This window comes from Streptomyces sp. NRRL F-5650 (assembly GCF_000721365.1).
Taxonomy (GTDB): Bacteria; Actinomycetota; Actinomycetes; order Streptomycetales; family Streptomycetaceae; genus Streptomyces; species Streptomyces ardesiacus.
On sequence record NZ_JOGV01000044.1, the window covers coordinates 36704 to 60393 of the forward strand.

At 70.5% G+C, this 23690-nt stretch carries 22 protein-coding genes; 11 read left to right on the forward strand and 11 right to left on the reverse strand.

What is annotated here, in order from left to right; translation table 11 throughout:
* Positions 1-156: 156 nt before the first annotated feature.
* The 9 genes from IG88_RS0130340 to IG88_RS0130380 all read right to left on the reverse strand — a co-directional run bounded on the left by IG88_RS0130340 (position 157) and on the right by IG88_RS0130380 (position 13638).
* Complete coding sequence (locus tag IG88_RS0130340) at positions 157-2589, reverse strand: hypothetical protein (protein WP_234332371.1); 2433 nt, start codon at positions 2587-2589, stop codon at positions 157-159.
* A complete protein-coding gene (locus IG88_RS0130345; RefSeq protein WP_031048139.1) occupies positions 2586-5189 on the reverse strand; it encodes an ATP-binding protein in 2604 nt (867 codons plus the stop codon). Before IG88_RS0130345 ends, IG88_RS0130340 begins: the two co-directional genes overlap by 4 nt.
* A gap of 42 nt (positions 5190-5231) precedes the next feature.
* Positions 5232-5795 (reverse strand): hypothetical protein, encoded by a 564-nt coding sequence (locus tag IG88_RS0130350; protein ID WP_107452347.1) that lies wholly within the window; start codon positions 5793-5795, stop codon positions 5232-5234.
* Complete coding sequence (locus IG88_RS0130355; RefSeq protein ID WP_031048144.1) at positions 5792-6133, reverse strand: hypothetical protein; 342 nt, start codon at positions 6131-6133, stop codon at positions 5792-5794. The genes IG88_RS0130350 and IG88_RS0130355 overlap by 4 nt, the downstream gene beginning before the upstream one ends.
* A gap of 16 nt (positions 6134-6149) precedes the next feature.
* On the reverse strand, positions 6150-7274 hold the full coding sequence (locus tag IG88_RS0130360) for a conjugal transfer protein (protein WP_051852123.1): 1125 nt from the start codon (positions 7272-7274) through the stop codon (positions 6150-6152).
* Positions 7271-7537: a hypothetical protein gene (locus IG88_RS0130365; RefSeq protein WP_031048149.1), complete on the reverse strand. Its 267-nt coding sequence runs from the start codon at positions 7535-7537 to the stop codon at positions 7271-7273. Before IG88_RS0130365 ends, IG88_RS0130360 begins: the two co-directional genes overlap by 4 nt.
* A gap of 179 nt (positions 7538-7716) precedes the next feature.
* Positions 7717-8670: a hypothetical protein gene (locus IG88_RS0130370; protein ID WP_031048152.1), complete on the reverse strand. Its 954-nt coding sequence runs from the start codon at positions 8668-8670 to the stop codon at positions 7717-7719.
* A gap of 1251 nt (positions 8671-9921) precedes the next feature.
* Positions 9922-11817 (reverse strand): hypothetical protein, encoded by a 1896-nt coding sequence (locus IG88_RS0130375; protein ID WP_051852124.1) that lies wholly within the window; start codon positions 11815-11817, stop codon positions 9922-9924.
* A gap of 1023 nt (positions 11818-12840) precedes the next feature.
* A complete protein-coding gene (locus tag IG88_RS0130380; protein ID WP_031048157.1) occupies positions 12841-13638 on the reverse strand; it encodes a GntR family transcriptional regulator in 798 nt (265 codons plus the stop codon).
* 125 nt (positions 13639-13763) lie between these two features.
* On the opposite strand from IG88_RS0130380, the gene IG88_RS0130385 reads away from it, so the two are divergent.
* From IG88_RS0130385 to IG88_RS42900, 11 genes are all read left to right on the forward strand, one after another.
* Positions 13764-14402, forward strand: a complete 639-nt coding sequence (locus IG88_RS0130385; protein WP_234332377.1) for a WhiB family transcriptional regulator — start codon at positions 13764-13766, stop codon at positions 14400-14402.
* On the forward strand, positions 14399-14683 hold the full coding sequence (locus IG88_RS0130390) for a hypothetical protein (protein WP_031048167.1): 285 nt from the start codon (positions 14399-14401) through the stop codon (positions 14681-14683). The genes IG88_RS0130385 and IG88_RS0130390 overlap by 4 nt, the downstream gene beginning before the upstream one ends.
* The gene (locus tag IG88_RS0130395) at positions 14680-16224 is read left to right on the forward strand and encodes a DUF2637 domain-containing protein (protein ID WP_031048170.1); all 1545 of its coding nucleotides are present in this window, start codon (positions 14680-14682) and stop codon (positions 16222-16224) included. The genes IG88_RS0130390 and IG88_RS0130395 overlap by 4 nt, the downstream gene beginning before the upstream one ends.
* Before the next feature lie 57 nt (positions 16225-16281).
* Complete coding sequence (locus IG88_RS44585) at positions 16282-16455, forward strand: hypothetical protein (RefSeq protein ID WP_234332372.1); 174 nt, start codon at positions 16282-16284, stop codon at positions 16453-16455.
* A complete protein-coding gene (locus IG88_RS0130400) occupies positions 16452-17477 on the forward strand; it encodes a hypothetical protein (protein ID WP_078861656.1) in 1026 nt (341 codons plus the stop codon). Before IG88_RS44585 ends, IG88_RS0130400 begins: the two co-directional genes overlap by 4 nt.
* An 8-nt stretch (positions 17478-17485) precedes the next feature.
* On the forward strand, positions 17486-17827 hold the full coding sequence (locus IG88_RS39230; protein ID WP_234332374.1) for a hypothetical protein: 342 nt from the start codon (positions 17486-17488) through the stop codon (positions 17825-17827).
* Positions 17828-17922: 95 nt separating this feature from the next.
* Positions 17923-18738 carry a hypothetical protein gene (locus IG88_RS0130410; RefSeq protein WP_234332375.1) on the forward strand — a complete coding sequence of 272 codons (816 nt, stop codon included), beginning with the start codon at positions 17923-17925 and terminating at the stop codon, positions 18736-18738.
* A gap of 216 nt (positions 18739-18954) precedes the next feature.
* The gene (locus IG88_RS0130415) at positions 18955-19254 is read left to right on the forward strand and encodes a hypothetical protein (protein WP_051852125.1); all 300 of its coding nucleotides are present in this window, start codon (positions 18955-18957) and stop codon (positions 19252-19254) included.
* 381 nt (positions 19255-19635) lie between these two features.
* Entirely contained in the window at positions 19636-20160 is a 525-nt protein-coding gene (locus IG88_RS0130425) for a hypothetical protein (protein ID WP_031048177.1), read from the forward strand.
* 489 nt (positions 20161-20649) lie between these two features.
* Complete coding sequence (locus IG88_RS41855; protein WP_078861657.1) at positions 20650-20922, forward strand: hypothetical protein; 273 nt, start codon at positions 20650-20652, stop codon at positions 20920-20922.
* 57 nt (positions 20923-20979) lie between these two features.
* Complete coding sequence (locus IG88_RS42900) at positions 20980-21969, forward strand: hypothetical protein (protein ID WP_107452348.1); 990 nt, start codon at positions 20980-20982, stop codon at positions 21967-21969.
* Positions 21970-22881: 912 nt separating this feature from the next.
* Here the strand turns inward: IG88_RS42900 and IG88_RS43530 are convergent.
* Both IG88_RS43530 and IG88_RS43885 read right to left on the reverse strand, forming a co-directional pair.
* Positions 22882-23046 (reverse strand): hypothetical protein, encoded by a 165-nt coding sequence (locus tag IG88_RS43530; RefSeq protein WP_158854114.1) that lies wholly within the window; start codon positions 23044-23046, stop codon positions 22882-22884.
* Between the two features lie 173 nt (positions 23047-23219).
* Positions 23220-23381 (reverse strand): hypothetical protein, encoded by a 162-nt coding sequence (locus IG88_RS43885; RefSeq protein ID WP_199807519.1) that lies wholly within the window; start codon positions 23379-23381, stop codon positions 23220-23222.
* Positions 23382-23690 lie beyond the last annotated feature (309 nt).

Sequence of the window (23690 nt, forward strand, 5' to 3'; positions counted from 1 at the left end):
AGCTGCCAAGACAGCCGCAGCCACGAACAGCGCGATCGTCCCGCGCTGAGCACGTACACGCGCGGCATCGGTTCTGGGCATGGAGGTCCCCCGTGAGGTGGTTCTGGTGCGGTGATCTGGGCGGCCGGGACCTTGGAGGTCCCGGCCGCGCCCCGGCTACGGCCGGGGCCTGGGCGGGCCGGGCGGCCGGGTGGCTCGCCGGATAGCCCGAGGCGGACCAGACGGCTTGGCCGGCGGTGTCGGTGGTGCAGGGGTGGGCGGGGTCGGCATCTTCGGCACCGCCGCCGGCCCGGCGGCCGGGGGCTTCACCGAACCTGGCGTCTTCGTCCCGGCTGTCGTGGTCGCGGGCTTGCCGGGTGTCTTGGCTCCAGCCGCCGTCGGCGCGCCCCCAGGAGCCTTCGGCGCGATGGCGCCGGCTCGCGGGCCGGGAGGAGTCGCGGCCCTGGGGTTCGACTGGATCTGTGCCAGGCCGAGGTTGACCTGCGCCTTCGTGCCCTGCTTGGCGACGAACTTGCCAGCCGTGACGACGTTGCGCTTGTACTCGGCGCCGAAGTCCTTGGCCTCCTGGACCTTCTTGTCGATGGTGCGTTCCTTGACGGCCTTGAGCTGGTCGCGCACCTGCCCGGCCCGGGCGGTGGCCGCAGCGGCGCCCCGCTTGGTCGCGGCGACGCCACGGGGAATGCCCACCGGCGCGCCGACGGTGGCCATGAAGGCGAACTTCGTTGCCTTCGCGCCGTACCTGGCGGTGGCGGCGGCCGCTTTGCCAGTGGCCATGGTGGCCCTGCCGCCCCGGGTCTGGGACATCTTGTTCGCGGCGGCCGTGGCCAACCGCTTCTGCAGGGTCTGCTTGGCCGCCTGCTGTGCCGCGACCTTTGCGGCCGCGCTCGCGCCGCCGGTGCCCACGGCTGCGGCGGCGTTTGTGGCGAGCCGGGCCGCAGTCCGCAGTCGGCTGGCCTTGCGGTTGGCCTGCGGCGAGCCGACCCAGGCGTTCTTGGCGGCCTTCAGGCCCTGGCCGACGGGCCTGCTCACGCGCCGGGCCTCGCCGCGGGCCTCGCCCCACATCTGCTTCAGGCCGGGGGCCGTCTCGGCATAGCGACCGGGGCTGTTGAACACCGAGCGGCGGGATCCGCCGACGCGGGCGTTGACGAGCTTGCGGTTGAGGTTGACCGCGATGCTCTGCGCGGTCTGCTTGATGCGCCTGTGGCCGGCCAGACCGGCGACGGCGGTGACGTCGATGACGATGAATTTGACGGCGAGGACGTCGCCGGTCTCCGCGTCGATGAGGGCCAGGACGATCAGGATGAAGATCGCCTGGAAGAGGATGGAGATGATGACGCCGAGGACTGCCTTGATGATCGCGGAGAACCAGCGCCACAGGGTGGCGCGGCCGCCGCCGGGCAGGATGCCTGCGGTGAGGGCCCAGTGGCCGCGGATCGCCTCGAAGGCCAGCCAGCCCTGCGCGGTGAGGAACGTGCCGGTGACCAGGATCATGAGGATGGCCACGATCACGGCGGCGATCGCGACGAACAGAGCAGAGAAGGCGAGGTCGGCGGAGGCCCGCTTGGCCTTGGGCTTCACGTCCCCGCACGCGGCCTCGAACTTCTTCGAGTTCTCGGTGAGCTGCCCGATGAAGTTCGTGTCGTAGATCGAGTCCATCATCGCGGCGTCCCAGTAGTTCATCCCGAGCTGGTCGAGGTTGAACTCGGCGAGCTTGAACTCGCGGAACGCCTTGTCGCACTGTCCGTCGAAGGTCTGCCCGTACACCATGAGCTGGTTGGGCTTGACGATGAACGCCTCCACGAGGGCGTCAGTGATCGGCTTCGCCACGTTGTTGGGGTCGGCGCTGCCCTTGGCGCTCGCCGGGTCGTCGGCCAGCACGATGGAGGCGACCTCCAGAGTGAAGTCCTTCGACTTCCCCACCAGGCCCCCCTCCGAGAGCAGCATGGTGGAGCCCTGCGGCTGAGCCTGGTCGTGCTGGCCGAGCAGCACCTGGGCCGGCGAGACGAGCACGGTGGTGGTCAGTGCGGCGACGACGAGGGAGACCCCGATCTCGGCGAAGCCTCGTGAGCGCTCCTTGAAGAGGATCAGCCAGCCGCAGTAGAAGCCGGCGAACGTCAGGAACAGGCCGGGAAGCCCCAACCTGTCGATGACCTGGTTCTTGATGGTGCTGGAGATGTCCTCGACGGGGCCGACCATGACCTTGGCCAGTCCGAAGTTCAGAGCCCACTTGATCAGCCAGCAGGTGAAGCCGATGACCCACTTCGAGACGCCGAAGAGCAGCTGGGCGACGATGTTCCAGATCTTGAGGTCGATGTCCTTCCAGCCACCGGTATCCGTTTTGACGGTGTAGGAGCTGATCGGGACGCCGTCCTTGTCGGTGACGTTGAACGGCTGGAGCAAGCCGTCGCTGCCGTCCTTCGGCTTCTGGTTCAGGTTCTTGCCGGCCGGGCCCTCAGCCGGCGCGGAGGTGCTGGGCGAAGGCGACGGGTCTGCCGTGGCCGCAGGGGCCAGCACCACGGTGAACAGGGCCACCAGGACGGCGATCAGCCCGAGGCGCCGCTTGATCCCCCTTCGCTGTATGCGGCTCATGCGAGGGCTCCGTCCGCCTCAGCGAACTCCACGGCCTCGTCGTCCTCCTCGGCGCCCTGCCCCGGCGTCGTAGTGATCGCGGCGGCGGCGTTCTCGTCCGCCGGGATCAGCACCTTGATCCCCGCGATCCGCTTGCGGAGGTCGCGGTAGAGGCCCTCGCCGGCCCGCAGGGCGCGCTCGGTCTCGCTGACGTTGAGCGGGGAGAGGTTCTCGGTGATGACTTTGAGCATCTCCTCGTCAGATGGGTCGAGATCTAGGAACTCAAGGCACCTGGCGGCCAGCGCCTTGCCGCGGTGACGGAAGACGAAGATGTGGGACAACAGCGCCCGGATCTTGTCGCCGATCTCCGACTTCGGGCCGATGTCATACGGGTCGTGCGAGCCTGCGAAAGCGCCGGCGTTGTGCTTGCGGCCGTCGGCGATGAGCTCGAGCAGCAGGTTGGTGCCCTCCGCGGACGAGGTGAGCCACCAGCACTCGTCGAGGAAGACGCCGGCGAACTCGTTCGGGTCGGCGAACGCGATCTCCCGGCAGAGCGCCGTCATCAGGTACATCAGCCGCCAACCGAAGCGCTTTTCGACCTCCAGGCTTGGGAGGCGGTGCTCGGAGAGCTCCTCCTTGGTGGGCAGGCCCAGGCGGTCGACGGCGAAGACGATGCTGTCGGCGTCGGTGATCCGTACGACCGGCAGCGTGGGGTCGAAGATGACGCGGCCGAGGTCCTTCTTCGCCAGCGACCGCAGCTTGCGCACGAGTTCGGAGGCGGCGGCGCGGACCGCGTTGTCGTTCGGCTCGTCCGGGTCGGGCGTGCGGGCCCGGTCGGCGAGCGTGTCCATCAGCGCGGTCATGCTGGGCTTGGGCCCGAGCCGGGTGGCCTCGATCGCCTCGGCGAGGGTGATGCCCTCGATGCTCATCGAGCCGATGTCCAGGAGGGGGGTGAGGAAGGACTCGGTGTAGCGGGCGGCGCGCGGGCCGCGGAAGACGCGCAGGGGGTCGAGGGAGACGCCGGCGTTCTCGTCGACGTTGATGATCTGGGTGGTGCCGGGGCAGGCGTTCGCGAATCGCGACCACTCCTGCTGCGGGGTGCGGTCGATGACCAGGGCTCGGCCGCGGGAGTTCCTCTGGCCGGCGCGGTGGCCGGTGGTGAGGATCGAGTACATCGCGCACTTCATCGCGACGGACTTTCCGGAGCCGAGCTCGCCGACGAACGCGGCGGACGCGGAGGCGTTGACGCGGGGGCCGTGGGAGAAGTCGACCAGTACGGGGCGGACGCCGCCGCCGTTGAGCTGGAGGCCGAAGAGGCTGCCGGAGTCGTCGCCGAGGCCGGCGCCGCAGAACGGCATCGACATGGCGAAGTCCCGGGCGAGCAGGTACTGGGTGTAGTCGAGCATCGGGCCCGGGGTCTTGGTGCCGGGCAGCATGCCGTGGAAGAGCGCGACCTGGTCGCCGGTGGGCCTCACGAGCGTGTAGTCGTTGCCGCCGAAGTGGTTGGCCAGCGACGTCGCCTTCTCGTCGGCCTCGTCGGGGGTTGTTCCCCACACGCAGGTGGCAACGGTGGCGCGGATCTCGACCTCGGTGCTGGAGGCGGTGAGCCGGTCGCGGTACTCGTCCAGGGCGAAGGACGCCTTGTCGAGGGAGGCCGGCACCCCGGAGGTCTCCCCGTCGTATTCACCGCGCTGATGCGCGAGCTCGCGCTGCTGACGGCGGCTCTTCGGCTCTGCCTTCGAGCCGGACTCGACGTGCAGCCGGACAGCCCAGTCCACGGGGAAGTTGAAATCGTCCAGCGCCGCCAGGTACTCGCTGCCGGGGAAGCGGAAGGCTTCGGGCATCTCGCTGAGAACGCAGAACGCCTGGTAGGAGTCGCCGTGTTCGCTGGTGGCGCGCAGGTAGCGGCGCTTGAAGGGGTTGGTCGGGCCCTTGGAGGCCCGGGTACCGCGGCCGCCCTCGTCCAGGATCACCTGGGTGTGCGCGGTCACTGTGTGGCCGCGGCCGCGCAGAGCGCGCGGTGCGCCGTCCTCGGGAAGGAGCGGCTCGCTCAGGCCTCGACGGGCGCTGTGCCCGTAGATCCACAGGATCTCCGCCTCGGTGGCCGGCCGCATCTTGATGCCTGAGGGCCAGCCGGCCGCCAGGCGGTTGGTCTGCTCCAGGCGCTGGCGCTCCTCGGCGACGGAGATCGGGGCGACCGGCAGGCCGAGCGCGCCCATGACCTCGACCTGGAGGGAGGACAGGACCGCCCGGCTGCTCTGCTTGAAGTCGGTGTGCGGCAGGGGGACGGCGAGGAAGTCGACGCGGCCGGTGAGCTCGAGGTCCTGGAGTTGGTCGAGGACCTTCAGCGCCAGATCGACGTACTCAGGGGAGGCGTCAAGGTCGACGCCGGCGGTCATGCGGGTGACGACCGACGCGGCGTCGACGCTCGGGCACAGGCTGAGCAGGAGGGCTTCGCCCCGCAGGGACTTGAAGAGGGCCTCCAGGGAGTCCAGCCGCTCACGCTTCGTGGACTTACTGGCGTGGGTGTAATTCTCGGTGTCGACGCGCCACACCGCCCACACGGTGGCGGCAGTGGTCCAGATGAGGTGGCCGCTGATGTGCCGGACGGGGAGACGCATGGGATCTTCCTTCTGTGCTGGTGGTGATGACGAGGCGGTTGGTCAGTGCTCGTCGAGGGAGGCCAACAGGGCCTGCAGCCCGGTCTTGGGCTCCGCCCGGGCCGCCGCGGCCGCGGCTGGCACCGGTACCGGGCGGGCTGCGCGCCGGGCCAAGGGAGCGGGTGCCGGGACGGGCTTGGCGGCGGCCGCCGGGGCGGGCCGCTCGGCGGACCGGACGTGCACCGTGCAGGTGGCGGTCGCCAGTCGTGGTCGAGCGACCCGCTGCGGCTTGCCGGCCAGGCGACCCTGGGCCGGAGTGGAGGAGTAGATGAGCAGGCTGCGCACGGCGCGTGCCGGGTCCCGGCCGTCGAGCCGGGCGTACCGCAGCGCCCAGGCCAGGCCCCAGGGGATCAGTGCCATGAGGATGAAGTTCATGGCGCCGAAGTGGGCCCACAGGTCCCTGGTCATGACGAGGAGCCCGAAGCTGATCACCATGGTTATGACCTGGGTGATCGTGTAGGGCCCTCCCGGGAGCCGGCCGGCTCCCGGGAGCTTGCCGATGACCAGCGGGTGCTTACGGGCTCGTGTGTACGAGTGCCCGATCAACTCCTCCTCCGAGGCACTCACGAGACCCGCCAGCCCTCACCCGCCAGAGCGGGGGCGTCGCCGGTGACGTGGACGACGGACACCGACGCCGCGGTGTCGTCGATCTCGGAGCCGACCTTGGTCTTGAGGACGTTGAGGTTGCTGATGCCCCAGAGCACGAGGGCGGCCAGGACGATGGCGACGAGGGTGCCGACGAAGGAGCGCGTCTTCCACCAGGCCATCAGCACGGCGATGATCGCCATGAGGGTGGCCACGGTGAGGACCAGCGTGCGGACTTGGCCCGTCTTGGTGTTGGCCCAGTCGAGGACGTCGCCGGCGAGGACGACGTGGTCGGGGTTGGCTGCTGCCAGGGTGCGCATGAACGATTCCTCTTTCTCAGGAGTTCGACGGCGACGGCGAGTCAGATGCCGTGGCTGCGTCGGGGCTCGGGGTGGTGGTGTGCGGCGCCGCCGAGGGCGGGCTGCTCGCGCGGATCGCCGGGGCGTCGTCGACGGACGCGACCTCCCAGCGGCTGGCGCGGGACTTGAGGGTGAGCGCGTAGCTCAGCGAGACCGGGCTGCCGGCCTGGTCCGTGGCATCGACCTGGACCAGCTGGTGCAGCACCGTGCCGTCGGCCGGCACCTTCTGCTGACCCGAGCCGGACGAGTCGTCCTGGACACCGGTCACCTTCACTGCGGCGTACGGCGCAGGGCTGATCGGCTGGAGCCGCGTGCCGGGAGAGGTGTAGCGGTCGAGCTCGGTCGTACCGGTCAGGTAGGCGGCCAGGAACCCGCGGGCGGTCTCGACCGACGGGTCCGCGCTGCTCGACCCGCGGTCGGTCTCGTACGCCAGGCCGCCCGGCTTGAGCGCGGCCGGTGCGGCCACCTGCGCCGGCAGCGACGTCGCCGCGTAGCCGGCGGTGGCGCCCTGCTCGGTGCCACCGGCGCCGGCCGGGCCGGTGGCCTGGATACCGACACGGAAGTACTGGACGCCCAGCCGCGTGGACTTGCCCTGGTCGTCGTGGGCGGTGACGTCGGCGGCGACGGTGACGGACCAGTAGCCGGGCTGGACCTCGCGGGACGCGATCACCGTGGACTGCGTGGCCGTGCGGGTACCGGGCTTGACCGCGAGCGCGACCGAGCCGGAGTAGTACGGCGCCAGGTCCCGCTCGGTGCCCTGGCCGGCCTGCAGATAGGCGGAGACGAACAGCTCGGCGAAGCCAGCCGGTCCAACCGACGACGCCGGCGTCGCTGCGGCGGCCGGCTTGGCCACGCCCTGGGCGGGAGCAGACGAGGAAAGGAACGCGAGCGCGCCGAGGATCGGGCCGGAGACCACGAGCGCCCAAACACCGGCACGGACCAGCCGGGAGAGGCCGGCCATCTGAGCCGTGCTCGTCTTCCACCCGGTCTCGTCCGGCTCGTCCGCCGACGCCTCCTGGGGCTCGTCGAGCTCCTCGTCCCAGGCCTCCGCCTCGACGAGCTGCTGCCTGGCCGCCTTGCGCTGCCGACGCTGCCGCTTCACGACGCCGTCCGCAGGGCCTGGACGGTCAGGACCGTCGAGATGCGCTCCTTGAGCTGGTCCGGCGTGCGCTGCAGCAGCACATCCCACGACGCCAGAGAGGCCTCCGACTCCTTGTCGAGGAAGGCGCGCATCTGCTCGTGCAGGTCACGATCCATCGGCCGGCTCACCAGCGCGGCAGCGATCTTGGTCAGCTCGCGCGAAGCACGGGCCACACGGGCCTCGTCGGCGTCGAGCAGCTGTCGGCCGGTGCCGGCCGGGGACATCGTGGTCACGTCGGTTCTCCCGGAGTCGAGAAGGAGCGGGGGTGTTCAGGTGGGGCTGGACCGATCTGGCGGCCCTCTCGCCTGCTACAGGTGTCGAGAAAGCGCGCGGTGTGACAGTCGGGCCGAGGTCTTTTCGAGCGACTTCTGCGGCGCCCGAACCGAGGGGCGGCCAGCGGCTCTCAGGCCGCGGCGCGGTACTGCGCGAGGTCCGACTTCGCGCGCAGCGTGCGCACGGCACGGCTGGCGTGCTGCCGCAGCAGGTCTCCCTCGTGGCCCATGGACCGGGTGGTCATGTGGCGCTGGTCGGGGCGCTGCGAGGTGGACAGGTAGTAGCGGGCGATGCGCTGGGCTTCGAACTTCTTCAGCGCTCCGACCTCCACCGCCCACAGCAGCAGTTCGAGGACCTCCGTCCGCGCCTCGTGACGCGACAAGGCCGGCTCGTCGACGTCGACGAGCTCCATCTGCGCGGCCCGCACCAGTAGGTCGGCGAGCTCGACCGTGTGGTGCGGGGTGTCGGGGTCCTCGCTGGCGCCGACGTGCGCGTATCGGGTGTGGGACTCGGCCGCGGCCAAGGGCGCGACACCGGCGGCGAACTCCTGGACGTCCTCCACGTCGTCGAGGCAGGCGGCTAGGGTGCGGCGGGTCAGCTGCAGGGTGTCGAGCGCGAGGTTGTTGAAGATCCGCCGCGGGCGCCGGTCGAGTGGGTAGGTGCGGACGACCTCGAAGGCCGCGCCGAGCACCGTCGCGCACACGTCGTCCCACGGCAGGCCGTAGGACCTCCGCTGCGTCCTCGCCATCAAGACCGCCTTGGGCAGCAGGACCCGCACCGCCACCCGCCACGCGAGGTGAGCGTCGAAGCCGGTCCCGACGGCCCGCTCGACCAGCAGGTGCATCACGCGGTCGTGGCCGTCCAGGTCACCGCGGCGGTGGTACGCGGAGATCTTGTCGACCACGTCCTGGGGACCGGCCGCTCCGGTGAGGTCCGGGTGTTCCCCGGCCCACGCGGCGACGCGGTCCGCCGCCCGGAGGTCGCGGCAGAGCGCGGCCCAGTCGCGGTTCATCACGGTGAGCGTGTCGTAGCGGGGCGTGGACTCGGAGGAGTCGAGTGCCGGGGTGTGCTGGGTGGTGGCCACGTCCGTGTCCGTCCTTTCGCGCCATCTGGTCTCGATGGCGCTCACCCTCCCGACGGCCCCCTTGACCGCGGTCTGACCGCGACTGCGGCCTGACGAGGTCAAGGGGAAACCGGCCTCGGCACCTCGGTGGCCCAGCTGGGCAAGAGGGCCGTGGTCAAGGGGTGGGCGGAGTGGTCAAGGGGATGGGTGTCCACGCAGTGGGGTGGATGGGTGCGCCCCACTCCTACCGAGGACGGGGTGGAGACCACTGGCAGTGGATGGACTGCGGCGCATCGGCCCCGGCTCCATCCACTGGAGTGGATGGACCATGCCCCGCCGCGGGGTGTTCGGGCCCACCCGCACTCCGGCCACCCGGTGGGCCACCGCCCCCACCCGTTCCGTCTATCGCGATGGGCGCCACCGCGAACTCGGGCTGAAGCCTTCGGGCCGCCATCGCCTCGGCACGGCGTCCTGTACGACTCTGGCGCGCGCTCGGGAGGAAATCCTGGCCGTCTCGGCCGCCCATCCGCTGGCCGGCCGGCGTCGCTCGGATCGGCTACCGCTGGCGCCGGTGCAGTGCCTCGGCCTCATCGGGTGATGCAGGGTGAGCGGCCGCCGGGTTTCCCCTTGCCCCGGACCGAGGTCAAGGGGAAACAGCAGGTGCCCCGGCCCATGGTCAAGGGGTGGAGGCGAGGCCGGTCAAGGGGGGAGTTGCTCGTGCGGTGAACCTGGTCAAGGGGGGTGGAGCGGAGAGGAGGGGCATCGCCGGAAGGTGTCTGCCGGCGGAGACCAGGGGGTGGGTGACAGGCTCCGCTCCACCACGATCCGATCCGCGCTACGGGCTGACGGCGTCTCCCGCCTGTCGCTCAACCCCCATCGGTGGGGTGACAGTGGGCGCCACCGGTGTAGGGGCATCGGGGCATCGAGTGGAGTCCACCGCGTGGATGGACCATGGCCTGATCCATCGGGTGTTGCCCATCGAGTGGAGTGGGCCGATGGGCGCCACTCGGGGACGGGGCCGGATTCCATTCCACTGAGTGGGCTCCACCGTGTACGCGGTGGAGCCGGATGGAGCCCGCTCGGTGTGCGGCGCCGGGCGATGGATGGTGGGCTTCGCGAGTGGGCCGGGGTGGAGGAGGCCGTCGCACTGGCCTCGGTGGCGTCCACTCATCGTGTGGCCGCCACCGTCGGCCCCACTCCGCGCCGGCGTTTCCGATGTGCCGGAGCGCTGGGCGATGGACAGTGATGTTTCCCCTTGACGTGGACCGGGTGTCAAGGAGGAACCCGCGGCCGGGGAGGCCAGTCAAGGGGGCCTCGGTGATGCGAGAAGCCCGCTTCCGGTTCATGGGCGTCGACCACGCTTGCGCACCGGTGTCCGGAAACGGCCGCTGAAGCAGGAGTGTGGTTGGTGGCCGAGCTCTGTCCCATCTGCGCCCGTGGAGTGGGACGCGCTCCGGTGGATGGGACCCAGCTCCCCCGGCAGTGGCGAGCCTCGACGGGGTGGAGTGGGTGGCTCATGATGCGGCCCACTCCATCCGGCGGGTCCGGCACCGGACAAAGAGGCCGGTGGAGCCGAGCGCCGGACGGGTGCATCCACTGCCGTTCCACCCCGCGCACACCTCGGGGTGTGCCGACGGCGATGGACGGCTGGCACGTCCACCCTCGTGTTCCTCTCGGCACGGCTTGCACCGGGGGGGCGGCCGACTCGGCGGGGTTCAGCACCAGGACGGTGCAGCCGCACTCCGGGCACCGGCCCCGGGGAGCTGCAGGAGTGGACCGCGGGACGGGATTCCGAGCGGGGGTGGGGTGGACGATGGTGAGAGTGGGGGCGTCGGGCTGCGCGGTGGCATGGCGACGGTCGCGGACGATCTCCTCGCACACTGAGCACCGGCGGCCGCTGCTCCACAGGACGCCAGCCTCACAGTCGAAGATGCCGCAGCCCCAGTGGGGCAGGCCGACGCCGAGGATCCACCGGCCGGGGTCGCGGATCTCGTCGGTGAAGATGCGGCAGACCCGCGTCTCCAGACGCTGCCGAAGCCGGGCGTCATCGATGCCGGAACGCAGCTGGCGGCCGACTTCCCGGGCGATGCGCCGCTGCATGTAGACGCTGGTCTGCCGGTAGAGCCGGTGGACCGGCTCGAGGACGGCGTGCACCCGGGCGCTGATGGTCAGCCCGGGCCCGCCGTAGGCGCCTGCGCGGTTGGTCAAGGGGGTGCCCGAGGGCTCGGTCAAGGGGGTGGTCAAGGGGGTCTGGTGGTTATCCGCGCGCAGCGCGAGCCCGCCCTCGCTGTCGCTGTGCGGCGGTTGCGCACAGCGGTTTTCCACACCTTCACCTACCTGTACCTCGCCTACGGCGGGTGAGAAGAGGTCGCGCTCGTCATCAGGTCGGTCAGTCCTAGGTCCTTCCCTAGTCGCAAGTGATCCCGCATCAGCCGACGAACCCGATCCGTCACCAAGACCAGAGGTGGAGGAGGGCGCGACGCCCGTGGAGGACGGTTGTCCACAGGCCGCGTCCTGAGCGGAGGCCGGGATGTCGTGAGCGACGAAGTGGTGGCGGCCGCGCACGCCAGCGCGCCGCTCCACGGTGATCCACCGCGTCGCCTCCAGCTCGTCGACGATCTCGCCGGCGGCCGCGGTGGTGAGCGGCTGGCCAGCCCGCCGACCGCTGTGGTGATGCAGCGCCCCTGCGATCTCCGACTCGGTGAGCGGGATCTTCTGGGCCTGGGCGTAGGCGATGAGCGCATACGCGCGCAGCTGGCGCGGAGTGAGGTCCTCAGACGCGGCCACCGGGATCCACACGAACCGCTCCGTCGCGGACAGCGGCCGGGTACGGCGCACCGCCGAAGTGCCGTTCCCCCCAGGCAGGGAGCGGCGGGTCGAGGACAGCTCTGCGACACCGTCGGGCCCGGGGCGCATCAGCTGCGTCATACCGCGCTCGACGGATGACTTCGACAGGCCGACGTACTCCGCGATGGTCACGGTCGCCGCCGTGCATCCCTCCGGACGCGACGCCAGCGCGGCGATCTTCACGTAAACGGTCACCGCGACGTCGGCGTAGTGCGGGTTGGCGACGAGGCGCAGGGGCACCTTCACCCGCTGGCGGCGCTGCGGGCGCGCCTGATCGCCCGCCGGCGGCGGGCTACTGGGAACTGAGGCTGTGCTGAGCACGCTTCTCCTGGCGCACCGGTGCCACGGGGCGGCGACTCGGGTGCGCTGGTCTCGACGGCGTCCGGCAAGGACGCGCGGTCTGGGTCTGGCCAAGGAAGCTGAAGGAACGGGTCCTTCAGCTGCTACGGGTGTTGAAAAAGCCGACGGTGTGACAGTCCGGCCGAGAAAATCCCTGGCGAGCCTGTGACCTGCGGGTCAAGGGGGTGTCCGGGGCGGTGGCGGACCCCCTTGACCAGCCGCTGACCGGGGCCGTGAAGGCCCGTCGGGCAGGAGTGGGGAGCGAGGCGTCGGCACTGCTGGTCAAAGGGTGGCGGCTGTAGTTGGTCAAGGGGAGACCACCGGACCGCACTGTGCCGCGGTCGGGCCAGGCCGGAGCGCCGGCCGTGAGAGTGAGTACGCAGCGTGGCGCTGAGGTCACGGACGGGCGAAAAACAGCCGCGATCGGCGTGCTTCGGTGGCGTCCGAGCTGACAAAGAGCATGGGTGTACTGCAAGATGGACCCCGTTCTCCCGGGTCGCCCCGGGAAACGACAAACCCCCTCGGGGGGATTGCTGCTGGAGGGCAGTGATTGCCGGACCATTCGGTCTGGCCCTCGCTCAAGCTGGGCCGCTAACCCAGGACTGAGCGGTGACGGCCGGCAGAGGAGCTGCTAACTCCGAAGCCGGCGGAGAGGGGCGAGGAGCAGCCTTTGCTAGAGGCGCCCGCCCGGAAGACCTACAACATCCTCAACTCCCCCTTCCAGGGGGCCCTCGCGTTTCTGGGCCCGGACGCGCCGGGCAGCGCCCACGGCAGCTCCGCGCCCGGCGCGGTGGATCCGCTCGGGGGCTGTGCGGTGCTGGTCATGGGAGAACCGCCTTCTCGGTTCGCCGGGCTCGGCGCTCTGCGCCGGGGGCCCGAGGTGAGGCGTATTGGATCAAGCGGAAATCACCCTATCCCCTGTCGCCCGTCGTGCACGCGCACTCGGCGCGTTGTCCACTCGACGTCGAAAAGTGCGACCAAAAGGGACAGTTGGCTCGGGAGGTGCTAACTGGCGCTTCCCGTACGGATGGTTACGCGATCCGCCCGTACTACCGTCAGAAGGTATGAAGTTGGGCGCTCGTCCGTAAATCCGACTCTTCGAATCTCGAACACCGTGGTGCCGACCTTGGACTTGAGGAGCGAGCACTCCTCGGTGGTGGCGGGCCGCGCGCCCCAGCTGCTGGCGTGGCTGTCCTCGCGCCGCAGCGGGCCAACCGTGAACGGCGCGACGGTGGCGGCTTCGGCCGCAGTCACCGCGAGCGCGTCCGGGGTGAAGAGGGTCTGCAGCGCCCACGGAGTGCCGGCCTGCAGCAGCACCGCCTGCCGGACGGACAAAGCGGCGTCCGGCGCGACGTCCAGAGCCTCGACCGCTACGGCATCGGTACCGGGATCCCCGCGCCTGATGTCGTTGTGGCCGCTGTCGCCGGAATCCGCCGGCCGGACCAGCCCGTCCTCGTGCAGTCGGACCTCCATGGCGGAGGCCGGCTGCAGTACCCGGCTGCGTCGGCGCGGAGCCGTCTCGACCAGGCCCTCCTCCTCGAGGAGTCGTAGGGCCTGGGCCACGGTGTTCGGTGCGACGCCGAGCTTCTCACCCAACTCGCGCTGACCGGGGAGCCTCTCGCCCGGGGCCAGCCTGCCGCTCAGGATGTCGGCGCGGAGCGCGGCCGCGACCTGCTCGTGCGGGTGATGGGACGTCATGGGCATGGGCACATCCTGCCGCACCCGCCAGAGCTCACGGCTCATCCGCTGGACCTCTTTCTTGACGTGATCGCCAACAGCATGCATCATCTGACGCATCTGCATTAAGGCAGTTAAGGCAGATGGCGCGTGGAAAAGCAAGCGACCCCCGGGGCTGGTCCCCCCGGAGGCCGCCGAACGCGCCTCACCACCCACCAGAGCGTCACAGGAGATGAGATCGCGTGAACACCATGATGGCAGCCCACCCGCCGACGCCGGCCCGCCCCCGCGTGCTTACCGAGGACGGTGTCGCCGCGTACATCGCCGAGACCGTGCCGGTCGACTCCCTCGTCGCTGACGGATACCTGGCCGGCCACGACGGCCGCCTCATCGCACAGCAGCTGCGGGCCCCGCAGCTGCGCCGGGCCATGGCCCACTCGGTGTGCCACACCGTCCAGCCGGACGTCGACAACTTCTACCAGGAGGACGGCGAGCCGGACACCGACTGGCAGCAGCGCCGCATCCGCACGGTCCGCGATCACTGCACCGTCTGCCCGGTGCGGGCCGCGTGCGCCGAGCTCGCCCTCCGCGACGGCGACACCGTCGGAGTCCGCGGCGGCCTGGCCCCGGAGAAGCTCGACCGCCGGCTGGCGGACGAGACCACCCGGCTCGAGCACGCCCGCGCCGCCGACGAGCAGGCCGGCGAGGAGCAGCGCGCCCGCATCGCCGCGGGGGCGGAATTGCAGCGGCTCGCCGGCCAGTACCTCGGCACCTCCGGGAAGCCCGAGAAGCGCCTGGAGAACATCGAGAACATCCGCGAGGCCGCCCGTCACCGCAACGAGCTCGTCGCCGCCCACCGCCGCGCCGCCGGCTGGACGGCCGCCGCATGAGCAACGCCGGCGACACCAACGCCCTCAACCGCGCCCTGACCAGCGCCCTCGCCCGCCGCGACGACGTCCTCTTACTCCCCGTCCTCGTACCGGCCGGCGCCGACGTACGGCCCGTCAACCCGCTCACCGTGCTGCTCCTGGTCCTGCTCCGCCAGGCCACGGCCGAGCGCGACGCCTTCAGGGACTGGATCACCCAGGATCCGATCCCGCCCAGCGACGAACCGCTGCGCGCCCGGGCCGCCGAAGCGGACAGCACCATCGCCCGGAGGGACTCCCCGTGACACCCGACCTCGCCCCCCACGGCGCGGCCCTCGCCGAACTCCTCGGCAGCTGGCAGTTCGTCCTCGGGGCGCTCGTCCTCACCCTCGGCCCGGCGATCGCCCTGCGCCGGCGCCGCATCGCCCTGGCCGCACTCACCGACGGCGAGCGCGCCGAGGCCGCCGACCGCCGCGGGCGCCGGGTCGAGGACCTCCTCACCGTCGTCATCGCCGCAGCCGCGGCCGCCCTGTCGGCCACCGGTCTGCGACGGGTCGGCCACCACCAGATGGGCCTGGACGCCCCGTTCGACCTCCTGCCCTTCGTCGCACTCGACGTCGCGGCGATGGTCTGCGGCCGTCGCGCCCGCCGCCGCGCCCGCGACGGCGACGGATCGGGTCTGTCCGGAGCTCTCTTCTGGATCCTCGCCGGCATCAGCTCGGTCTTCTCCGCGTCCGAAGCCGGCTCCCTCCTCGGCGGCGCCGTCCGCGCGGTGTGGCCGGTCCTGGCGGCCGTGCTCTGGGAGATCGGCTCGCTCGAGGAGCGCCGCGCCGCCCGCAACAAGGGCGGACGCCCCGACCGCCGCATCGCCCTGGTCCGCCTGCTCCACCCCGTCGAGGCCTTCCGCGTCGCGCTGCTGCTCGCTGCCCGCCAGGACCTGGCCCAGGAGGAAGCCACCGCCGAGGTCCGCATCTCCCGGGCCGCCTACCGCTGGTACCGGCTGCGCCGCGCCCAGGACGCGGTCAAGCGGGCGGGCGGGATGACCCGTTGGGCATACCGCCTCGCCGAGATGCATGCCGACGGCCGCGCCCAGGATGCCAGCGAACGAGCGGGATGCGCCGACCCCGCCATCCTGAAGCGCGTCGTCGCCCGACTGCAGCTCCGCGTACGCCAGTCCGAGATCGCCGGGATGAACCTGCGCAATCCCGTCGCGTTCGAGGGCATCCTCAACACCCTGATCGGCACCATCCCTGCCATCCCATCCCAGGCGGCCGACCTCCATCCCGCGCCTTCATCCCACTCCGGCGACGAGGAAGAGCAGCAGGTCAAGGCCGGGATGGGCGAGGAAGGCGACCCCGGGGAGGACACGGGCGACGAGGACATCGCCGCGCCCGACCCGGACGTCGACGCCGGGCAGGATGAGGACGCGGCCGCTGTGCGGAAGACCGACAAGGAAGTCATGGCCGCCTTCGTCGAGACCGTCCCGCGCAAGGATGACGGCACGTTCGCCTGGGGCATCAACAAGTGCGCCGAAGCCATCGGCATCGGCAACCCGCGGGCCAAGAAGTTCCTGGACACCCAGGCCGAATGGCTGCCCAAGGCGCTGGCCGCCCATCCCGCTGCGCACGGCGCCGACGGCGAAGAGCCCGACCACTTCGACCAGGCCCTCGCCCTCGCGAATGAGCCGCCGCAGCCGGAAGCCCACCCCCAAGACCCCCAGCCCGCCCCGGCGCCGGCCGGCCAGCAGCCGCTCGAAGAGATCTTCCGCCTCGACCTGACCGTGGGCGACCACTTCGAGAAGCACGACAGCGGCCTCCTCGTCCCCGCCGCCGGCAGCCGACCCTGACCCGCTCCGCAGGGCGCCCCGGAGGGCTGCCCGCGAGCACGACCGTGAGGACCACACATGTCCGCCACCACCTTCGACCAGCACGTCAACGAGGCCCTTGCCCTCATCACCCCGGCCCGCCGCCCGGTGACCGACACCCGTCCGGCCCGATCCGCCGGCGTCCCGCAGCATGGCCGGCGCCGCCTCGCCGTCGTGCGGCGCCCCGCCTCCCACGAGGGGAGCGGGCAGTGAGCACGACGCCCTCCACCCGCGACCGGACCAGCCGGGCGCACTCCGACACCCCCGAGAACGAACCGCCCCAGACCCCGGAGACGGGCAACGGCATGCCGGACGACGAGACGCGGCCGCGCCGCCTCCTGTCCCGCAGCGGCGTCCGACCGCTCGGCCACGCCGAGCAGCTCGTCGAGGAGGAGCCCGAACCGGCCGCGGCTCGCCCCGACCAGGACCTGCAGCCCGCCAGTTCCACCCGTCGGATCTCGATGTCGCCCGGCGGACGGCTGCCCGTCCCCGGCCAGACCATCGACCTCACGGACGAGCAGCAGACCCCGGCCGACGAGCCGATGCCCGCCGAAAACCAGGACGCCACGGCTGAATCGGAGCCCGCAGGGAAGCCGGCGAACAGCACGTGGCCGCCTCGTGTCCCCTGGCGCTGGCGCAAGGACGACGACCAGGCCGAGGGGGCCGGGGGCCCGGCGGCCGCGGACGAAGACCTCCCGGGCCCGGAAGGCGAGGGGCCCGACTGGTTCCGCGTACGGAAGACCGCCGATCCGCAGGCACCGGATCCGGACCCCTACGAGGTGCACAACCACTACTACGGCGCTGGCCAGGAGCTGTCGGTGCCGGCAGGGGAGGGGACGGGACCGGTAGGCCGGGGCCGCAACCGCAGCTCCCTAACCGGCTGGTGGGTATCGCTCACGCCGCTGCAGCGGTTCATCCTCCACAACGGAGCCGCCGCAACCGCTGGCGCCTGGAGCTGGGGCGTGTTCACGGCCCAGTGGAACACCGGCCTGCCCCAGTGGACGCTCGCCGTCATGCACGACGCTGCGGCAAGCAGCAATCAGCCGTACACCCCGTTCATCGTCGGCGGCGGCGTGATCCTCATCGCCGCAGTCGGCGGCGGCGGCATCTCCGCCTTCGTGGAGAGGCGGCTGTACCGGCTGCCCTCGTTCTGCGCCGCGGTCCGCTTCCTCACCCACATTCCGGTCGCCTCCGCAGGCATCGCCGTCCTGCTGTTCTCCGCCCCCACCTTCTAAGGACACCCGTGATCACCCTGCTCGCCGCCGGGGCTGGAACTAGCGCCCTCGGCCCGATGTCCGCCACCGCCGTCAGTGTCATCCTGATCGTCACGCTCATCTACGGGATCTGGGGCAAGGGGAAGAAGAAGCTGGCCAGAGGACCGGCCCAGGCCATCGGCTTCTTCGCCGAGCTCGCCTTCCTGCGCGCCGGCTCCTGGCCCCACGACCTCGGCACCGCCGTCCAGGACATCCCGCGCCAGATTGCTGCGAACCCCGACCTCGGACCCATCGGCATGACTGCGGTCGTGATCATCCTGCTCGTGCTGTCCGCCTTCGCCCCCATCGTGCCGTTCACCGGCGCCCTGTAGGGGATGCTCACCGCGGCCGCCATGTCCGCAGCACAGGGCTCCATCTGGCGGGCGGTCATCGCCGTCGCCACTGCCGGGTTGTCGCTGGTGGGCGCATGACCGGGAAGCCGGACAAGACGAACCCCGCCAGGCAGGGACGGCGGAAGATCAGGCTGGAGCACATCCCGTTCGTGCGCGAGGTGCCCGTCGTAGTCAGCGCCACCATGGTCGCCCTGCGCTACGTCGGAGCCTGGCTGCGCGACGGCGACCAGGAGAGCGGGGGTTTCCTCGTCCGACTCGGTGCACTCGGCCTCGCCGGCTACATCGCCCTCTCCTTCGCGGAGAAGCACCCAGGGCTCTTGTACGTCTACGGCGCCGCCGGACTCGTCGTCGTCACGACCGTGGCCGTCCGCACCGGGTTGTCGGCTGGCCGCACGGTGAAGGACCTGGAAGACGCGCACACCACTGCCGAGGAGGATGCGACTCCGGGGACCGATACCCTAAACGATCATGAAACGGCGGGGGAGTGGGACCCCGAAACGACGCAGGCCCAAGCCACATCGGCCGAAGCCGACGCCGCCTTCGCAGCGTTCGTCGAGCACAGCGTCGCCTTCGCCGTCCGCCAGGGCCGCAAGGGCGTCCACACCGACACTCTCCTCGAACGGATCCACCGGGAGCGGATGCTGGCCGACTGGACGGAACCCGTGATCAGACAGAAGTGCAAAGCCCTCGGCATCCCCGTCCGAACCCAGATGGGCATCCAGGGGAGGAACTACTTCGGAGTGCACATCGCCGACCTCGAGCAGGCCCTCGGCCGGGCCCTATGGATCCCCGCCCAGCTGGTCCCCGACCTCACCCCGAACGCCCCTGCCGAGCCCCCCGCTCCACCCCCCGAAGTCGCCTTCCTCGAGGCCCCTGCGGGCAGTGCCTGAACCATCCGCCCGGGGAGCTCCCCCGGCCGCCGGCCAGAGGGAGCTCCCCGGGCGCCCGAAACCCCTCTCGGCCGGCCATCACTCCCCTCCCCCGCGGAGGCGCCACCAGCCATCTATCGGTGACATCTACGACCTTCTGACCTGCGCATCTATCCGAACGCTAGAAGCATCTACCGCCCCCATCTACCGTTCCCTATCGGCTTGTTCCCATCCCGTATGGCGCAGCACCCCGGTACCGTCGAACCGCATCCGACAGGACCGGCGGAAGAGGAGCCCGCAGTGGCGTGGCGGTACGAGTGTGGCCCGTGCGAGATCAGGACCGGGTGGCTGCCGAAGGATCAGGCCGCCGAAAAGCGGGACGGGCACCGGGACACCGTCCACCCCGGCATGATGCCCACGGCCGAGGTGTTCGAGTCCAACGCCACGTCGATCGCCAAGGATCCGGCCGCCCTGCGCATGTGGGCGGTCATCGCCGGCGTCTGCCTACTCGCCTGGATCTTTCAGTCCATTAGCTGACGCGCAAGCACTCACACAGCGCTCTGATGCGCGCAACGCGAGGGCTACCCAACGCCTTACGACGAGGAGACGGGGTCGACATCTCAACTGTGTGTTGTCTATTGCGGTTCCAATGTGTACTGTGATCTTCGCGGAGAAAGTTTCGCCCTTGTGTCACACGCCGCTCGCGCACAACACCTGTAGCAGACGAGCGCACCCACACATCCTTCCTGGAGTCCACCGTGACCACGTCCCGCACCCTGACGCTCGGCTCCGCCGTAACGGCCGCCGCGCTTCTCGCCCTCACCGGCTGCGCCAACGAGCCCACCTACAACGACACCGACCTCCACGACCACATCTGACCGACCCCGGAGACCTCGTCCCCTATCAGGAGGATCCGTCATGCCCGGTGCACCCGAGTACACCCCCTACACCATCTACATGCTGGAGCCGCACGCTGAGTATGCGACCGCCGAGAACGGCCACATCCCGATCGAAGCCATCGCCGAGCGCGTCTACGGCAAGCCGTACAACTCGCTGCGTGGTTGCCAGCGGGACGACGAGCACATCCCCAATGACAGCGTGAAGCTGTACGAACTCACCTCCGAGGGGGACTACGAGGAGGCGCTCGACCAGTTCGATGAGGCGAGGGTGTACTTGGGCTGGGACTCCGGTCTCGGTGAGGTCGTTTACAAGACCGGCATGACAGAGCTGGACTACTGGCTGAGCATTCGCGTCGCTGACGAGAACACGCCCGCCACTGTCGAGGCGAACCCGCCAGCAACGCAAGACCTTGAGAACGCCGTGTTCGAGAGCCGATTCTTCGCCGATCGCGCCTTCTCCCCGTCGCTGAACCTGATCCTCGCCGATCTCATCCGCCGCGGCGAACTCCCTCGCGGTGACTACCTATTCCGGCACTGGTGGTGATCGAAACGGCACGCAAACCGACGCCACAGAGCCCCGGCAAGGCACACCTGGGCCTCTTCCCTGACGATCCGCTGCCACGCGACCAGTTACCCACCCCAGTACACCTGCCCCCTGACGACCTCCGATGCGGGGCCACCACCCGGTGGCCCCGCATCATCCAGTGGGAGACACCAGACGCACCCCTTCGTTCTCGGAACCGTCCTCGGAGCCGCCGTCACCCTGCTCGCGCTCGCCCTCAGCCGGCGCCTGACCCGGAGACCGCACTGCCCCTGGTGCGCCACAGCCTCGGCCTGGCCCAAACCCCCTGCACTGCCGCGGCTACGTGCAAGAACGCCGCCGCGACATCGCACACGGACGCCCGGTTCCGGAACCGAACCCATGGGGCCACGCGCACCTCCTCGATGAAGAGCGCCGCTAGCCGCCGCGCCCGCCACCCTCGCTAGCCCTCCAGCCCACAGCCACGTCACCCGGCCCACCAGATGAGGATCGATGGCCCGCTGCCCCGCCGCCCTCCCGACGGATCACACCCCCTGCGTCGGCCCCGCCGCCGTCACCGTGCTCGACGCGGACAACGCCGGCGCCGACGGATGCGAACTTCACGCCGCACGCCTCCTCGCCGCCCTCGACCGCGGCCACGTCTTGGCACCTACCCACGCCTCCGCCGGAGCTGCGCACCGCGTCTTCAAGGCCGCAGCGCCGCAGGACGTACGCCTTCACCGCCTGGCCGACGCCCTCGTGTCCTCGCCTGCAACGCCCTCCTGAAGCGCGGGCCGACCAAGCTCCCCGCACCCGCAACCACTTACCCTGAAGGGAACCCCCGTGCCCGTCGGCCACCACCCCGAACATGCCGTAAAGGCGTACCGCGACGAACGCCCTTCCATCACCCGGCTCATCCTCGAAGCACGATGGACGCATTATCGTCTCGTCGATGCCCTGGAAAATGACCCCGATAGCACCGTCGTCCCCGCCCTGCGGCGCGACCAGCTCCTCCACGCCGGCGCCCTTTGCGACGTCCTCGCCCTGCGCACGCAGGCCCCCGACCTCTACGAAGCCGCCCGCGACCACGGCGCTCTTCTCCGCGAACTCGACGGCCTGGCCCTCGACGACCACCCCCATAACGGCCGCGACCACCTACGCGCCCAATACGCCCGACTCCACCACCACGCCCACGGCGACGCCCGCCGGGCACCCCACACCACAGACGACTCACGGCCGCCCCAGCGCCCGTGCCACCGATCGGGCCCCCGCCTGGTCCGCCAGTTGCTCGACACATACGCCTGGGCCAACCTCGGCCGCACCCCCTGCTTCCCCGCCGTGGATGTGGCCAGCGAACAGCGGCAACACCTCATCACCCGCGGACTCCTACTCGACTGGGCCGCCACCTCGGCCCCGACCGACAACGCCGCAGCGACGGCCGCGGCCAACGCCGGCCACGCCCTGCGGGCCCTCGACCGCCGAACCGCTCTGAGCGATCTCCGCGCCCGCGCCTACCTCCGCGAAGCCTTCCGCGACCTCGATGACCAGGACGAAGACGACGACCCGCACCCCCATGACTGCGCAGGACGCTGCCACGGCACCGGTGAAGTCCTTACCGTGCTCACCTGGGAGCACCACGGCGACGGCATCTACCCCCCCGTCCACCAAGAACCGGTCCTCTGCTTCGGTACCCCCGCCGCCCACGCCCCGGACTGCGCCACCTGCGAGGGCCTCGGCTTCACCTACACGCCCGGCTACCGCGAACTGTGCCTCGGCGGGCGCACTTCCGACAGCGAGCTGGCCGCCGCCACCCTGGCGTCGCAGGGAGCATGACCCCACCGCGTTCCAGATGGGCACAACCGCCGGCGCCGAGCGGCACGCCCACCTGCGCCGGCGCCCCGTCCCGGGGACGCACCAACGGACTGTGATTTCTCCCCCCTAGCCCAAGAGGGGGAGAAATCTCTCCTCCCCACGGCAACGGAGAAATCTCCCCCTGAAAGGGCGGAGATTTCTCCTCCCCTCCCCAGAGAAACCACTTGCCGGAGGGGGTGATTTCTCCCCCCTGCGTAGATTTCAAAGGGGAGAGAAATTGCACCCCCGCGAGAGCAGGACTTGACCCCGCCGAACACGCCAAGAGGCCAGCTTGCCCTACAACTTGCCCTACAACTTGCCCTGCAACTTGCCTCACAACTTGCCTTTCAACTTGCTCTACAACTTGCCCCCACGCTGCGCCCTCGACAGGGAAAACTGCACTTCAACGGGATGGTCAAGGGGTCCTGTGCGCGCCGACTACTTCTCTACGAGACCCCCAAGGGCATGAGGACACCAGCGAAGAGGGACAGGAGAACGATGGGGAAGCAGAAGCCGGCTGGAGCAAGGAAGAGTACGGAACGGAGTCGGGACGGAGAGCAGAGGTGGGAGAGGACGAGGAGACGAACAGCGTGAGCAGCAACAGCAACCGAGACGAAGGAGTCGAGGAGCATAAGAGCCGATGGGAACCAGGACGAGTCGAAGAAGACCGGAGCAGAGGAGACAGAGTCAGACCACGACGTGAGAGCAGACGGGAGAGGGCGAAAGGTGAAAGCGGGTCAGGGGAGCGGAGATGGTTCGAGAGGGCGGGGGAAGCTGACCCGGTCGGCGAGGGATGCGAACGCAAGCGGCCCCGCCCAGCGAGACGCTGAGCGGGGCGCGAGCAAGAGGTACGGGGGACGGGCACGCTCCGGGGAGGCGGCCGGGGCGCGGGGCCTACCAGTCCGCGCGGATCATCCGTAGAGCGGCGGCCCGTGCGCTGGACGTCACGCGTTCCGCCGCGCGGATTCGTACCGCCCGCGCTCGTAGGAACGCGGCGGCGGCCTCAGGGTCGCCGTTCGCCGCGCGGGCGAGCAGCTCGGTGAACTTGTCGGTGGCCATGGGGTGTCCCCTTCGATGTGCGACGGATCTGTGGCGATCAGCGGGGCCGCCCGTGTCGTCTGCATCGCCCGGAGCCCGTGGGCATGCGCGAGCGACACGGACGGCCCGTGGGAGCCGCTTCCCGTTGGAAGCGACGTCTGCCCCCCAACGGCGTGGGGGAAGCGTGAGGCGCCCTATCGGCAGCCGGGCCCCGGGGGAGCGACGGCGCCGAAGTCCGGCATGGCACGTGCGGCGTCCATGGAGACCTGGAACGCGAACCAGGTAAGGCCGAGGGCGACGACACCGAGCAAGGCACCCAGGACGATTCCGGTCCTGCGTCCGATCTTCCGGCTCATCATTGCTCCCAGGGGGTGGGTTGGTGGGTGGGGCCGAGTGGGCCGAGCTGGGTTGGTAGTGCGGGCGGCCCTGGGGGACGTGGCCGCCCGCACCGGTCGGGGGCGGGTTAGAGAGGAATTTGGGGGGACTGCGCGTTCAGCCGCGCCATGTGGCAGTCGGGGCAGAGGTCGGACCCCTCCGTCTCGTTGCCGCACTCTTCGCCCCATCCGGGGCACGTGGGTATCTCAGGCTGGCTGTCGCGCATCGTCATCCTCGGCTCTTCCTCGCGGGTTGGTTTGGGGTGCCCGGCCCCGGCCCCGGGGTGGAGG